Source organism: Sphingomonas sp. SUN019 (genome assembly GCF_024758705.1).
Lineage (GTDB): Bacteria > Pseudomonadota > Alphaproteobacteria > Sphingomonadales > Sphingomonadaceae > Sphingomonas.
Map to the genome: position 1 here is coordinate 426260 of NZ_CP096971.1, position 14726 is coordinate 440985.

14 protein-coding genes and 1 tRNA gene are annotated in these 14726 nt (G+C 67.1%); 1 reads left to right on the forward strand and 14 read right to left on the reverse strand.

All coding sequences use genetic code 11. The features are described from left to right. Window positions 1–7 precede the first annotated feature (7 nt). From M0208_RS02145 to M0208_RS02205, 13 genes are all read right to left on the reverse strand, one after another. Window positions 8–84: transfer RNA gene (locus tag M0208_RS02145), tRNA-His, on the reverse strand. A 48-nt stretch (window positions 85–132) separates the two neighbouring features. Then, on the reverse strand, window positions 133–858 hold the full coding sequence (gene gspN, locus M0208_RS02150) for a type II secretion system protein N (RefSeq protein WP_258890095.1): 726 nt from the start codon (window positions 856–858) through the stop codon (window positions 133–135). Beyond that, complete coding sequence (locus tag M0208_RS02155; RefSeq protein WP_258890096.1) at window positions 855–1328, reverse strand: type II secretion system protein M; 474 nt, start codon at window positions 1326–1328, stop codon at window positions 855–857. The genes gspN and M0208_RS02155 overlap by 4 nt, the downstream gene beginning before the upstream one ends. Continuing rightward, window positions 1325–2377 (reverse strand): type II secretion system protein GspL, encoded by a 1053-nt coding sequence (gene gspL / locus M0208_RS02160; RefSeq protein ID WP_258890097.1) that lies wholly within the window; start codon window positions 2375–2377, stop codon window positions 1325–1327. The genes M0208_RS02155 and gspL overlap by 4 nt, the downstream gene beginning before the upstream one ends. A 26-nt stretch (window positions 2378–2403) precedes the next feature. After that, entirely contained in the window at window positions 2404–3381 is a 978-nt protein-coding gene (gspK, locus tag M0208_RS02165; protein ID WP_258890098.1) for a type II secretion system minor pseudopilin GspK, read from the reverse strand. Beyond that, a complete protein-coding gene (gspJ, locus tag M0208_RS02170) occupies window positions 3371–3997 on the reverse strand; it encodes a type II secretion system minor pseudopilin GspJ (protein ID WP_258890099.1) in 627 nt (208 codons plus the stop codon). The genes gspK and gspJ overlap by 11 nt, the downstream gene beginning before the upstream one ends. Beyond that, window positions 3994–4371 carry a type II secretion system minor pseudopilin GspI gene (gene gspI, locus M0208_RS02175; protein ID WP_258890100.1) on the reverse strand — a complete coding sequence of 126 codons (378 nt, stop codon included), beginning with the start codon at window positions 4369–4371 and terminating at the stop codon, window positions 3994–3996. The genes gspJ and gspI overlap by 4 nt, the downstream gene beginning before the upstream one ends. After that, window positions 4364–4828: a GspH/FimT family pseudopilin gene (locus M0208_RS02180; RefSeq protein ID WP_258890101.1), complete on the reverse strand. Its 465-nt coding sequence runs from the start codon at window positions 4826–4828 to the stop codon at window positions 4364–4366. Before M0208_RS02180 ends, gspI begins: the two co-directional genes overlap by 8 nt. Beyond that, window positions 4803–5243 (reverse strand): type II secretion system major pseudopilin GspG, encoded by a 441-nt coding sequence (gene gspG, locus M0208_RS02185; RefSeq protein ID WP_258890102.1) that lies wholly within the window; start codon window positions 5241–5243, stop codon window positions 4803–4805. Before gspG ends, M0208_RS02180 begins: the two co-directional genes overlap by 26 nt. Before the next feature lie 8 nt (window positions 5244–5251). After that, entirely contained in the window at window positions 5252–6475 is a 1224-nt protein-coding gene (gspF, locus tag M0208_RS02190; protein WP_258890103.1) for a type II secretion system inner membrane protein GspF, read from the reverse strand. Then, window positions 6468–7988, reverse strand: a complete 1521-nt coding sequence (locus M0208_RS02195) for a GspE/PulE family protein (RefSeq protein ID WP_258890104.1) — start codon at window positions 7986–7988, stop codon at window positions 6468–6470. Before M0208_RS02195 ends, gspF begins: the two co-directional genes overlap by 8 nt. Before the next feature lie 131 nt (window positions 7989–8119). Continuing rightward, entirely contained in the window at window positions 8120–10324 is a 2205-nt protein-coding gene (gspD, locus tag M0208_RS02200) for a type II secretion system secretin GspD (RefSeq protein ID WP_258890105.1), read from the reverse strand. After that, on the reverse strand, window positions 10321–11163 hold the full coding sequence (locus tag M0208_RS02205) for a type II secretion system protein N (RefSeq protein ID WP_258890106.1): 843 nt from the start codon (window positions 11161–11163) through the stop codon (window positions 10321–10323). The genes gspD and M0208_RS02205 overlap by 4 nt, the downstream gene beginning before the upstream one ends. 117 nt (window positions 11164–11280) lie before the next feature. On the opposite strand from M0208_RS02205, the gene M0208_RS02210 reads away from it, so the two are divergent. Next, on the forward strand, window positions 11281–11907 hold the full coding sequence (locus M0208_RS02210) for a 2OG-Fe(II) oxygenase (RefSeq protein ID WP_258890107.1): 627 nt from the start codon (window positions 11281–11283) through the stop codon (window positions 11905–11907). 52 nt (window positions 11908–11959) lie between these two features. Here M0208_RS02210 and M0208_RS02215 read toward each other — a convergent pair whose 3' ends face one another. Beyond that, the gene (locus tag M0208_RS02215) at window positions 11960–14698 is read right to left on the reverse strand and encodes a TonB-dependent receptor domain-containing protein (protein WP_258890108.1); all 2739 of its coding nucleotides are present in this window, start codon (window positions 14696–14698) and stop codon (window positions 11960–11962) included. Window positions 14699–14726: the final 28 nt, after the last annotated feature.

Below are 14726 nucleotides of genomic sequence, written 5' to 3' on the forward strand. Positions count from 1 at the left end.
AGAATAATGGGGCGACCGACGGGACTTGAACCCGCAACTTCCGGCATCACAAGCCGACGCTCTAACCAATTGAACTACGGTCGCCGCGAAGGAATGCGCCTCTAGCGGGGCGGGCGGTCAGGCGTCAAGCTATCAGAAGCGCCCCTCGATGGACAGTTGCATTCCGGCTGGCGTCTGCACGAAACCCGCCAGCTGCAGCCGCTGCACGGCCAACGGATCGCTCGCCGCCAGCGTCAGTTCGGCGCGATAGCGGCTGTCGGGCCAGACGCGGATCGCCGCCCCCTCTCCGCCGCTCGCGCTGGCCAGCGGGATCAGCAGCGCGCCGCCGTCGCAACGCACGCTGCCGCTCATCGATACCGGGATCGCCGTTCCGCCCAAGTCGCCGCCCAGCGTCGCGCGCACGCGGCCCTCGGCGCGTTCGCACGAATCGCCATCGAAGCGGACGCTCACCTGATCGAGGTCGAGGATGGTCACGGGCACCGGTGCAAAGGCGTTGCCGACCGGAAGCGAGGCGGTCACGTCGTCCATCCCGACGCTATGCCGGGTCAGCGTGATCGCACCCGTCAGGCCCGGCGCGGGTGGATCGTCACGCCCGTCGAAATCCACCCGCGCGCGCCCGATCAGCAGGTTCAGCGGCGACACCCCCGCCTCCAGATCGCCGAGCGCCAATGCGCCGAACCGCGCCTCGGTCAGCGACCCCGCCCACACGCTGCCCCCGACGCTGCGCGCGGTCATGCCCTGATCGCCCAGACCCACCCAGCCGAGCGCGAGCCGCAGCGGCAGGAACGCGATCATCGCGACGACGAACATCGCCAGGAACAGCGCCCGCGGACCAGTGGAAAGCCGTATCCGTCTCATGCCGACCGCGCCTTCAGCGTCATCGTCGCGCTGACGATCCCCGGCCCCGCGCCACTGATCGTCACCCCGTCGACCAATATCCCCTCCGCCTCCAGCCCCGCGATCCAGCCGAGCAGCGCGCCGGGCTTGGCGCTGGCGATCGAGATGCGCACGCGATCCCCCTCCGGCTCTAGGCTGGCGAGCGCGAAGCCCGCGGTGTCGGCGCGCGCGCGGATCGCATCGGCGAGCGGCGCGTCGAGCGGTTGCGGGCGGCTGCGTTGGATCGATTTGAGCGCGCGCACCTGCGCCTCGGTCTCGCCCAGCCGCACCACCGCGCTGGCGTGCGCATCGCGCGACGAGGCGAGTCCGTCGCGGACCGGCCGGATCACCGCCGCCCAGACGATCGTGATCGCCAGCAGCGCGAACATCACGAGGATCAGCCGCCGCTCGCGCAACGACCGCCCCGTAAACCAGGCGCGAAGTTCGGTCATGGCGCGCTCACCGTGATTTGCCCGGAAACACGACCGCCGGAGGATTCGAACGTGCTCGGCTGGACCTCGAACCCCGTCTCACGCAGCCGAGAAACGAGCGCGTTGACCTGCGCCTCGCCCTCGGCGGCGACGGTCGCGCGCAATTCGCCGGTCGGTTCGAAGGTCAGCGCGGTCAGTTCGGTTCCGGCGCTGGACCGGATCGCGGCGGTGATGGCGGCGGCGGTGCGGCTGAACCCCTCGCCCGGCCCGCGCAGCCGCGACAGGCGTTCAGCCAGCAACCGCGCCGAATCGCCCTGATCCGCCCCGCGCGGTAGGCCGGTGCGCGCGACCGCGTCGGCGCGCGCCTCCAGTGTCGATGCCCCAACCGAATATTTCGCGATCCGCACCAGATCGATCGCCAGCGTGGCGAGAAGGATCGAAGCGCCCAGCAGCGCCAGCCGCCGTACCAACCGCCAGTCAATTGCGCGCCGCGTGCGTCGCGCGAACGCGCCCTGCCGCATGTCGAGCGCGGGCGACGCGACGGTCGCGACTAAGGCCGCCTCCAGCGCCTCGCGCCCCATCGTCTCGGGCGTCGCCCCACCGGTGATCAGTTCGGTCAGCCGCGCCTCGTCGGCAAAGCCGCTGGTCGCGCCCCGCACGACCGCCTGCCCGCCCAGATCGGCGCGCAGATATCCCTCGTCAGGTCGCGGCAGCAGCATCGGCGCGGGAATGATCGCAGCCGGATCGATCGCCTGCGCCGCCAGCATCGCGAGCCACGCGTGCATCCGATCGTTCGCGACCACGCCGATCGGACGGTCCGGCGTCGCCTCGTCACCGACCGCTACATGAAGTTCGCCGACCGGCACCGCGCTCGCGTCCGACACCAGGATACGCGCCGCCGCCACCGCCTGCGCCGCGGAACGATCGGGCAGTTCGGCCCAGTGCAGCGTCACCGCATCGGCTGGCGCAACCGCGATTATCGGCGAATCGTCGCCCTCGGGCACGCCTTCACCGCGCGCGACGACCGCATCGTCGGAAATGCGCGCCCACAACCAGGGATCGTCGGCCACGGCGGGCAAGAAGAGCAATGTCGCACTCATGTCGCATCGCCCCATTGCCGCGACACGAGCCGCGCGGGAAGGTCCGTCGCGTCGATCAGCGCGGTTTCGTTCAATTCGGTCGCCCCCATCCGCACGTCGATGTTCAGCGCGAACCATTTCGACGTCACGCCCGCCTGCGCCTGCGCCGCCGGATCGGGCGTAATCGCACTGCCTCGCGACAGGCTGTTCCAGAACTCCGCCGCACTTGGATACCCCGCCAGCGGCCGCCGCAGCAGTAGCGCACGCGCGCCCTCTATGCCGAGCGTGTCGGGCAGCAGCATCGCCAGCAGAGGCGCTTGTTCGGGCGTCAGCGTATTGACATTGATCGTCGAGACTTTCGCCTCGGGCAACGTGCAGACCCAGCGCCGCAGCGTCGCGTAGGTTTCGGGCGTGACCCCAGCCACCGCGCGCAGTTCGCTCGGATCGGCCATCAACGACCCCGCAGTGCGATATCCGGGATCGCGTCCGCCGTAAGCGCCATCCTCTGCCCCACCCGGTAGCTCAGCCGAATCGCTGTCGATCCAGTCGGCGGTCGCCGCCGCGATGCCCTCGCCATTGGGCACGCCGATCAGTCGCATCAATCGCGCGAATTGCAGCATCGCCGGGGTGGAGGCGGCGTACACGCCCGCATCGCCCGCGACGACCAAACTGTTGAGGTTGAAGCAATTGCCCCCGTCGGTCACCCGCGCGGTCGCCGCGCCACCGGGGATCGGCAGCCCGAACGGCTTACCGCTCCACCCGCCCGCCAGCGTCACGCGGCTCGGATCGCGCGACAGCAAGGTCGTGACGCGCGACGTCGCCAGCGTCTCGGCGGCATAGGCATAAGCGCGCGCCTGATCGATCGCGACGGCATTGCCCGCTGCCCGTGTCGACAGCCGCAATTTCTCCAGCGCGGTCGCCGCCAGCACCGCGACGATCGCGACCAGCAGCAGCACCGTCAGCAGCGCCGCGCCGCGCTCGCCGTCACGTCGCATTTGACGGCTCGGGGATTTCCGGCGGCTCGGGCGGCGCGCCCGATCCGACGAGGTACATTTGGCGATAGCTGCGCCCGTCGCTGCGCTGGATCGTCATCTCCGCCGCCTGCGGCAATGGCGACCCTTGCGTCCCGTCCCACCGTTCGCTCCACGCGCCCTGGATGCGGTAGCGCCACGTCAGTCCGGTCACACGATCGAGCACCACCGTCGGCGGTAACGGCGCCGCGCCATCGACCAGAGGATAAGCGATCCGCTCGATCGCGTTAGCGGAAAAGCGATATTCCACCTTCTGCAACGACGATCGCGGCGCGGCGTCGACGTTCATCCACCCGCCGCGCACCAGCCGAAACGACAGCCCGTCACCGGTGAAGGCGGGCAGCAACGTCCCTCGCTCGTCGCGCGATGGCCGGTCGACCGCCTGCGCGAAATCCGCAGCGAGCAGCGAATCGAGCCGCGCCACCGCGCCGACATCGTCCAGCTTCGCCGCCGTCGCCCCCTGCGCCCGCACGCTGAACGATAAAAGCGCCGCTCCGGCCGCCGCGATCATCCCGAAGACCAGCAGCGCGACCATGATTTCTACGAGGGTAAACCCCGCTTGGTGTCGCGAGGGAGTCATCGCGCGGTCGCCGTGATCGTCGGCGGGCGGATCATTGTCAGCCGTCCCGCGGTTCGCCCGCCGCTATCCAACACAGCGACATCGACGCGGAGAATCTGCGCATCGCCGGTCGCGCGCACGTCGCGCGTCCAGCGCCACCCGCGTCCGCCATTCTGCGCGACTCCGCTCGCCCGGCCCAGCGCAGGCGGCGTCCCCTCGGTCACCGCCTCCACCGCGATCGTCCGCGCAACCATTTGGGCGAGGAGCGTCTCTTCCAGGATACCGGTAGAGCGGATCGTCGCTCCCTCCAGCCGGATCAACGCCAGCGCGGCGAGACTGAACACCACCAGCGCGACCATGATCTCGATGAGGGTAAAGCCGCTTCGGTTAGCCATCGACCCGGACCTTGCCGTCCGCCGCGATCGATACCGTCACCCGCGCTCGATCGCGCCGCAGCGGCACGTCGACTGCGCGGTCGGCCATGCCGGTCGCATCGAACGACAGCCTGACACGAGACGTCACCGCCGCGCTGGTGCCGTCCGACCAGCGCTCCACCCGCAGCGGTTTTTCGTCCACCGCACGCCAGCCGCCCGCCTGCCAGCGATCGAAGCCGTAACCCGCGGGCGTCACCCACACGCTGACCGGCCGCGCCTCGATGATCGCGCTGTCCTGCGCCGCGCGCACCCGCGCCGCAAAACGCGTTCCCTCGTCGGCCAGTCGCCCGCGCGGATCGGGCATCGCCAGCACGGCCGCCGCCGACGCGAGCCCGATGATCGTCACGACGACCATCAGCTCTATCAGCGTAAAACCGCGTTGCGCGGTGGGCCTATTGCCAGGAGCCGATGTCGGCATCGATCCCCTCGCCGCCTTCCTTGCCGTCCGCGCCGTTGGTCCAGACGTCGGCCGCGCCGTTCCGGCCCGGCGAGGCGTAGAGATACGCCTTGCCCCACGGATCGTCGGGCAGCTTTTTCAGATACCCGCCCGCCTGATAGCGCGACGGATCGGCCAACCCCGATGGCGCGGAGATCAGCGCCTGAAGCCCCTGCGCGGTCGTCGGATAATTGACGTTCTGCAGCTTGTAGAGCTCCAAGCCCTGCTCGATCGTAGCGATGTCGGCCTTCGCCTTCTGGATGCGCGCGGTGTCGCCCGAGGGCAGCACGTTCAGCGCGACGATCGTCGCCAGCAGGCCGATGATGACCACGACCACCATCAGTTCCACGAGCGTAAAGCCGTTCTTCTTCCGGCGCTTCTTCGGTTCGGTACGCATGACTTTCCTCATTGTCCCGCGAGCGTATTCAGCTGCAGGATCGGCAGCAGGATCGATAGCACGATCGTTGCGACGACGCCGCCCATCAAGACGATGATCGCGGGCTCCAGCAGCGACAGCGCGGTCGCGGTGAAGCGGTCGAATTCCTTTTCGAGATATTCCGCTGCACGCTCCAGCATCTCGTCGAGCCTTCCCGCTGCCTCGCCGCTTGCCGCAAGATACGTCAGCAGCGGCGGAAAGACGCCCGTCCGCCGCATCGCCGCGGACAGCCCGCCGCCCTTGCGGATCGAATCGGTGATCTCGTCCGACGCCAGGCGCAAGCGGCGGTTGCGGATCGTGCTGCCGGTCAGCGTCAGCCCCTCCAGCAACGGCAACCGGCTTGCCACCATCGTCGCCAGCGTCCGCGCCATCCGCGCCGCGTGCAGATCGCGCAGCAACCGCCCGAGGAGAGGGATGCGCAGCAGCCGCGTGTCGAACGACAGCCGGATCGCAGGTTGCTTCAGCGCCTGCCATGCGCCGACCCCGACAGCTGCGATGAACAGCGCGATCGCCCACCAATACCCGACCAGGAAGTCCGACAGGGCGATCACCATCCGCGTCAACAGCGGCAATTGCTGCCCCACGGTATCGAATTGCTCGACCACCTGCGGCACCACGAACATCATCAGCGCCAGCACGACGCCCATCGCGACGACCGCCAGCACCGCCGGATACGCGATCGCGGTCAGCAGCTTGCCGCGGATTTCGGCTTGGCGTTCAAGCAGGATCGACAGCCGTTCGAGGATCGTCGGCAACGACCCCGAACTCTCCCCGGCTGCCACCATCGCGCGGTACAACGGCGGAAAGCTCTTTGGCTCACGCGCCATCGCGTCTGCCAACCGCCGCCCCTCGACCACGCCCGAATGGACCGTCGCGACGATCGCGCGGACCTTCTCCTCCTCAGTCTGGCGCGTGATCGTGCGGAGCGATTCCTCCAGCGGCGACACGCGGTTCAGCGTCGCCAGCTGACGCGTAAACAACGTCAATTGCTTGCCCGACATCTTGGCGCTGCCGAGTTGCAAGCCGAACAGCGGCCGCCCCTTGTTGGCGGGTGCGGAGCCCGGCTCGATCCGGACGACATATAACCGCCGTCGATCGAGCGTCGTGCGCGCCGCGTCGATCGTCTCGGCGGCGATGTGCCCGCGCGTCTCGTTCCCGCGCGTGTCGATCGCGAGATAGTCGAAATCAGCCATCGACGGTGACCGGCTCCACCACGTCCGCCGCATCGCGCCGCGACACGCGTGCGGCTTCCTCGGCGGTGGTCATGCCTTGTTCGACCAGCCGCTTCGCCGACGCCGCGAGCGTATCGCCGTTCGCAAACGCGTGCGCTGCGATCTCGGATTCGTTGCCGCCATCGTTAATCAAGCGGCGGATGCGGTCGTCGACGCGCACCGCCTCGAATACGCCGATCCGGCCCTTGAACCCGGTGCGGTTGCACTGATCGCAGCCGACCGCCTCGTAAACCACGACGTCGGGCGCGATGCCGAGCAACGTCGCGACCGTCCCCTCCGCCTTCACAGCGCGCCGGCAGGACGGGCACAGCCGCCGCACCAGCCGCTGCGCGATCACCGCGCGCAGCGTGGAGGCAAGCAGGAACGGCTCGACCTTCATGTCGCGCATCCGCGTGATCGCGCCGACCGCGTCGTTGGTGTGGACCGTCGACAGAACCAGATGCCCGGTCAGCGACGCCTGCACCGCGATCTCGGCGGTCTCGCGGTCACGGATTTCACCGACCATCACGACATCGGGATCTTGGCGAAGGATCGCGCGCAGCCCGGCGGCGAAGGTCAGCCCGACCTTCGGATTGACCTGCGTCTGCCCTACCCCGTCGACCGCATATTCGACCGGATCCTCGACCGTCAGGATGTTGCGGCTGCCGTCGTTTAGCAAGCGCAACGCGGCGTAGAGCGAGGTCGTCTTGCCGCTGCCGGTCGGTCCGGTGACCAGTACGATGCCGTTCGGCTCCGAAATCGCGCCCTCCAGCAGCGCGAACATCGCCGCATCCATGCCGAGCGCGTCGAGGTCGATCCCGGCGTTCTCCTTGTCGAGAATACGTAGCACGACGCGTTCGCCCGCGCGGCTGGGCAGGGTAGACACACGTACGTCGAGCAGTTTCCCGCCCAACGTCAGCCCCATCCGTCCGTCCTGCGGCACACGCCGTTCTGCGATGTCGAGCCGCGCCATCACCTTGATCCGGCTTACGACGACCGGCGCAACGTGCGGCGGCATCCTGAGCGTCTCGCGCAATACGCCGTCGATCCGCATCCGCACGACCAGCCCGGTTTCATACGGCTCGATGTGAATGTCCGAAACGCCATGCCGCGCAGCGTCGGCGATCACGCCGTTGATGAGGCGGATGGCGGGCGCGTCGTCGGCGGTGTCGAGCAGATCTTCCGCGGTCGGTATGCCCTCGGCGAGAAGGTCGAGTTCGTCGCCCATGCCGACTGCGGCGAGCGCGGTCGCCTGCCCGTCCATCGCGTAATTGTCGCTGAGCAGCCTGTCGAATGCCGCGGGTTCGACGATCGCTATGTCGAACGGCCGCCCGAGCGCGCGGCGCACTTCGAGCAACGCCTTCGGGTCCGCCCCCTCGCGCAGCGCGACGCGGTCGCCATCCAGCACGACGCCGAATTTACGGGCGAAGAGGTAGGGCAGAATGACGGGCGGGACCGCAACACCCGCGTCATTCCCGCGAAAGCGGGAACCCATCTCCGGTGCTTCGTCCGTGCCCGACGGCTGGTCTGTGGCGACCTCGGGCGATGGGTTCCCGCTTTCGCGGGAATGACTAATTGGACGCGCAGGCACGTTTCCGTCCGTTTCATCGGGACGGATCGGCAGGCTCACTTGTTCCTCCGCCGCTGCTGCTTGATGACGGTCGACGTGCTGCGCACCACCGGCACGTTGACGCGCGGGTCTTCGATATTGCCCGGCACCGGGGCGGACGGAATCGGCGGGGCCGCGCCCATGTAATCGCGCACCAGTTGGTCGATCGACGGCTCGCGGCCCGGCTCCTGCTCGCCCTGCTGCAGCCGGAGATAGCCGTAACGCTGTTCGGTCACCCGGCGATTGTCCGCGGCCGAACGGAGGATCGTCGGGCGGATGAACACCATCAGGTTCGTCTTGGTCCGCTGCCGCGCTTTTGACCGGAACAGGTTTCCCAATACCGGAATGTCGCCCAGCAACGGGATCTTCTCCAGCGTCCGGCGTTCGTCGTCGCTCAGCAAGCCGCCGATGATCGCGATCTGCCCGTCGTCGACGGTCAGCGTCGTCTCCACCTCGCGCTTGTTCAGGATCAGGTCGCTGTTGTCGCTCGACACCGGCCCGGCGATCGAGCTGACCTGCTGGTGCAGGAACAATTTGATCGATCCGCTGGAGTTGACTTGCGGCCGTACCTCCAGCTGGATGCCGACATTCTCACGCTGCACCGTGCGGAATGCATTGTCGAAATTCTGGCTCAGCGCCTGTCCCGTGGTGATCGGGATTTCCTGCCCGACCAGGATGCGCGCTTCCTGATTGTCGAGCGTGATGAGGCTTGGCGCCTGCAGCAGGTTCGACGTCGTGTCGCTCTTCACCGCGTTGATGATCGATCCGAAGATCGTGTCCTTGCCGATCGTCCCGCCGAACCCAGCGATCCCACCGCCCGCGCCAAGGATCGAGTTGATTGCAGACTGCGCCAGCGAATCGCTGACCGCGCTGTTCGTGCTCGTCGTGACCGTCGATCCGTTGATCGTGGTCGTCGTGGTATTCAGTTCACGAGCACCGATCGCGCCCGCGATCGTCAGTAGATTGGGGGCGCTGTTGGAAAAGCTGGTCGTCCCGAACGCGCCACCCGACAGGCTGCCGAGCAGGAACTGGAAGCCCAGGCGGCTGGCGGTCTGGTCCGACACCTCGGCGACGATCGCCTCGACCAGCACCTGTTCGCGCCGCGTGTCGAGCTGCCGCACGACCTCGGACAATTGGCGCTGGATGTCGGCGGGGGCGGCGATGACGATCGCATTGGCCCCGGCAAAGCGCGTGACGACCGCGGCGGTGCGCCCGCCTTGCGTCGTGACCGCAGCCTCGGCCGGGGCGTTGCCCGCCGATTGGGGTGCGTTGCTGGAAGAGGTCGGCGCATTCGATGTCTGCATCGAACCGGTCGAACCCTGCTGCGCGCTCTGCCCGAAACGCGATTGCGACAGCCCCTGCTGCGGCACCTGATCGGGCGCTTGCCCCACCAGTTGCTGCAGCACCGGCAGCAATTGCGCCGCGTCTGCGTTCTCTAGGAATACGACGCGGATTTCGGTTCCGCTCTTGGCCTTGCGATCAAGATCGATCGCGACCTGCGCCAGCCGAGCTACGCTCGACGCGTCGCCGCGGATCGCGATCGAATTGGCGCTCTCGATCGGCACCACCGACACCGCGTTTGCGACCTGCCCCGCCGCGCCGCCCTGACCGCCGCCCGCCAGCGCCTGCAACGCGGTCGCGATCTCGCGCGCGCCCGCATTCTGCAGCGCGACCGTGCGTGTTGCAGACCCGTCGGTGTCGATCCGGCGCAGCACTTCACGCACGCGGCGGATGTTGTCGGCGAAATCGGCGACGACGATCGAATTGCCGCTGCGGTTCGCGGTTACCGACCCTTGCGCGCTGACCAACGGCCGCACCGTATCGACCGCGCTCTGCGCGTCGATCGCGCGCAACCGGACGACCTCGGTCACAAACTGGTTGCGCGCCGCGCCTGCGGACCCGACGCGGCCCGGCTGCGCAGCGGCGTTGTCGGTCGGCTGGACGCGGAACGCGCCGCCCGCGGTCGGCACCGCGACCAGCCCGTTGGCGCGCAGCGTCGACAGGAAGACCTCGAAATACTCCGACCGGCTGAGCGGCCGGTCGGTGACGACGGTCACCTTCCCCTGCACGCGCGAATCGATGATGAAGGTGCGCCCGGTGACCTTCGCGGCATCGGCGATAAACGCGCGGATATCGGCGTCGCGGACGTTCAGCGTGGTCTGCGCGTTAGTCTGAGCGGCAAGCGTCAGCGCCAGCCCGGTGGCGAGCAGGAAGCGCCTCACTTCGGCGCCGCCATCTGCACCGCGATCGGCAAGGTCTGCCCGCCGCGCTCGACCGTCAGCGACAGATTGCCGCCGCCTGCGAAATCACTTGATAGCCGGTCGATGTCAGCCGGCCCGGTCACGGGGCGTCCGCCGATCGCAGTGACGATATCGCCGTCCTTCAGCCCCGCTGCGCGAAACGCGGCGCCTGATCCTTGCGCGCGCACCACCAGTCCGCTGATCCGCCCGCTGTCGATACGCGGGATGAAGCCCACGTCGGATTGCAATTGCTGCACCGTCACGCCCGCCCCGCCTGCCGGTGATGGCGCACCCGGCGCAGGCGCGGCTCCACCGGGCGCGGGCGCAGCAGTAACCGCCGCCGCCCCGCCCGATTGATCGAGGAACAGATCCTCCCGCACGCCGCCACGCTCGATCGCGACATGATCGAACGCGACCTCTTTCAGAACCACACCAGGAATGATCTCTTCTCCTACCGCGATGCTTTGCTGCACCCCGTCGGGTCCGGCGACGATCGCCGACCCCTGCCCCGTAGCTTCGTCGATACGTGTGCCGAACAGTTTCAGTTGCAGCGACGTCACCACCGCTGGACCGCTCTGCGTCCCCGAGATGCGAAAGAATGGGTCGAACCCGCGCAGCACCGCCGCGGGCGCTGAGGGAATCACCGGCCCCGCCGGACGCCAGTCGCCCAGCGGCGACACCGGCGTCAGCACGGTCCACACCAGCCGCGCGCACTGCACCGCCAGCCCCGCCAGCAGCAGCAGTTCCAGCACCGAATAGACGTTCACCACCGGCAGCCGTTTCAGGATCGCCCGCGCGCGGGCGTCGAACTTCAATCGCATTCGTAACGCCCGTCCCCGCAGCCGCGGCTATGGCATCCATGTTACAGGCGCATTGCAGCCTTGTGTAATATTTCTGGGGCTTGGCGCGGGCGACCGGCCGACGGTATCGTCGCGCGCATGGCATCCGATCCGATCGTCGCGCGGCTGACCGCGCAACCGGGCATCCAACGCGTGCCCTCCCCCAAACTGACCTTGTTCCTGAAAAGGAATTTTCTCGACGCCGATCTGTGTGCGGCGCTGATCGAACGGATCGAAGCGCAGCGCCGCCCATCGACCATCTCCGACTTCAACGGCGACGCCGCGTTCCGCACCAGCGAGACCTGCGACCTGCCCGCCACCGACCCGATCGTGGCGGCGGTCAACGACCGGATCGCCGCCTTCACCGGGCTCGACGCCGCGCATGGCGAACCGGTCCAGGGCCAGCGTTACGCCGTCGGTCAGGAGTTCAAGGCGCACACCGATTATTTCGAGCCGAACGGCGTCGACTATGATCGCTTCTGCGCGGTCGCGGGGAACCGCACGTGGACTGCGATGATCTATCTGAACGAGCCCTACGCCGGCGGCGCGACGCGGTTCAAGACGATCGACAAGATCGTCCAGCCCGAGAAGGGCAAACTGCTCTGCTGGGACAACCGCCGTCCCGACGGATCGCTCAACCCTGCGACGATCCATCACGGCATGAAGGTGCGCGCAGGCACCAAGTATATCGTGACGAAGTGGTTCCGCGAACGCCCCTGGGCATAAAAAAGACCCCGGCCGAAACCGGGGTCCAGGGGAGGACAATTCTCGTATTGTACTAGAACTTCAGCCCCAGCCCGAGCGAAACCGATGCGCCGACATCGTACAGATTGTAATAGATTCGCCGGCCGTCGAACTCCTGGAACTCCTGATACTTTGTTGCGGTGATGTTGCGCGCCTCGAACTTCACCTCGGCGTTCAGGCCGAACAGGTCGACATCCTCGCGCGCCACGAAATCGAGCCGGAAACCGGGCTTCTCATAGACGTCGGGCTGGCCCGATGGACCACGCGTCGTCACGCGCTTCGTCGCATAGCTGAGCAACAAGGTCTGCTGCGACAGATGGTCGGTGTCCTCCAGCCCGATCTGGATGTTGCCGATGTGATCGGACTGGCCGGTCAGCGGCGCGCCATCGCGGAAGAAGTTGCTTGCGGCCTGTTCGACGCCGTTGATGACGGTCACGTCGTCCGCCCCGACCTTCAGCTTTGACTTGGTGTAGGTGTAGTTGCCGATCAGGGCGAGGCGGCGCGTCGCGAAGAATTCGCCGCCCAGCGTATCTAGCGGGAAGTATTTTTGCATCTCAAGCTCGGCCCCGTACAACGTCGCCTCGGGCGCGTTGGCGAAGCTGGTCGTGATGTCGGACGACAGGATCGACGAATAGGTTTCGATCGGCCGATCGATCTTCTTGTAGAACCCCGCCAGCGTGATGCGCTGGTCACGCGCGAAGAACCATTCGTAGCGCGCCTCGGCATTGGTCAGCTCGCTGTCGACCAGCGAGGGGTTGCCCTGGAACGTGCGGTTTGAATCGGTGTCGATGTACAGCTGGCGGATCAGCTCTCGGAATTGCGGCCGCGCGATCGTCTTCGACCCGCTGACCCGGAACTGCATCTCGGGCGCCAACTCGTAGGTGAGCGTGACGGCAGGCAGGAAATAATCGTTGTTCAGGTTTGTGTTAAACCCGGTCCCCAGCCCAGAATTGAACAGGTCGATCGCGGTGACGGTCTGCTTGGCCGTCTCGTAGCGAACACCTGCCGTGATGTTCAGCGACGGGAGCACCTGCGCAATGATCTGGCCGTATCCGGCGTGCGTGCGCAGCCCGGCGTCAAACGCCGCGGTCCCGTCCTGCGCCGACGTTTCCTGCAGTTCGACGCCGAAATTCTGGATCACCGAATCGGACAGCAGGTAATCGGGGCGCAATTGCTGCACCGGCACCGGCAGATTGGTCGCGCGGAACTGGAACGCGCGGCGCACCGCGGTACGCTGCGTGTCGGAATAAGCGTAACCGATCCCCAGCTTCACTTCGGGGACGATCGCATAGACCGCGTCCGCGCCGCCCGACCACAGATCTTCGTTCAGGTCGCTGAACGCGATCGTCGCATCGCCCTTGTTGCCGCCCAGATCGTTAACGAGGCGGTCGCCGGTCGGGTCGCCCACGGTGTTTGTGCGAACATAGGTGAACGTGCGCTCATACGGCGCCTCACGCTGCGAATTGGCGTAGCCGCCGCGCAGATCGAGATCGAGGTCGCCGAACTTGAATTCGCCGACCAGTTGCGAATTGATCAGCTGGCGTTCGTACCACGCCGTATCCTGCTTCAGGACGTCGCGGTCCTGCTGGTTCTGATCGACGCCGATCGCCAGCCGCGTCTGCTTGATCGTGTCGCGGATATACAGGTTGGTCCAGCGGATCGTATTCTCGCCGAACTCCGCCGACAGCCCCAGCAGCCCGTTCACGACGACGCGATTGTCGGTGACGACGCGGTCGAAACTGGTCTGCGGCGGCCCCGACAGATCCGCGCTGACCGAGAATTGCTGCAACGTCTGGCGCGTGCGCCAGGTATTCCCGATCCCGGCCGACGCGATCAGGCCCAGGCGCACGTCGCCAACATCCTTGCTGCCGCCGCCGGTCACGTTGCCGGAGAAGTTGATCGGCATATTGCCGACCTTCTGCACCACGCTGGTGCGCGAATTGCTCAGGCTGATCGCGATATTCTGCAGGTCGGCGCGGCTGAAATCCGCGCCCGCCAGGATCGGCTTTCCGCTGTCCAGCGCCGCCTGCAGCGGTCCCGGCACGTCGCGCGTGCCGTTGTCGAACCCGGTCCAGTCGGTCGGGCTGCCGTAATAGACGTAGCCGAGGTTGCCGGTCGTGAAACTGTCGCCGCCGACCGATCCGCTCAGCGTCACGAATGGTTCGTCCGGGGTTGATTTGGTGGTCAGGTTGATCACGCCGCCACCGAACTCGCCGGGGAAATTGACCGAATAGCTCTTCTGCACGAGCGACGATGCGATCACGTCGGTCGGGAAGATATCGAGCGGCACGACGCGCCTCAGCGGCTCCGGGCTCGGCAAGGGCGAACCGTTCAGCAACGCCAGCGAATAGCGATCGCCGAGACCACGGACATAGACGAAGCCCGCACCGACCACCGACAGGCCGGTCACGCGCTGCAAAGCACCGGCGATATCGCCTTCGCCGGTCCTCGCGATATCCTCGCTCGACAGCACCGACACGACTTGCGGGGCCTGTTGCTGCACGTCGACGCGGCGACGGCCGACGACCACGATGTCGCCGCCGCCGGGAATCGAAACATCGGGGGCGGATTGATCGCTGGCGGAACCTTGCGGATCTTCACCCGGCTGAGACGAAACAGGCGTAGCGGTTTGCGTCTGCTCGTCGCCTTGAGGACTGCCGGTCGCGGTCGATGGCGCGCTGGAGGTCGGCGCGGTCGTCTGCGCAAACGCCGCGGGAGCGATCAGGCTGGTGGAAACGAGCAACAGGCTCGCAAAGGATATCGGCTTCAACATTTCAAATCCCCCGGGCATTCAACAATCG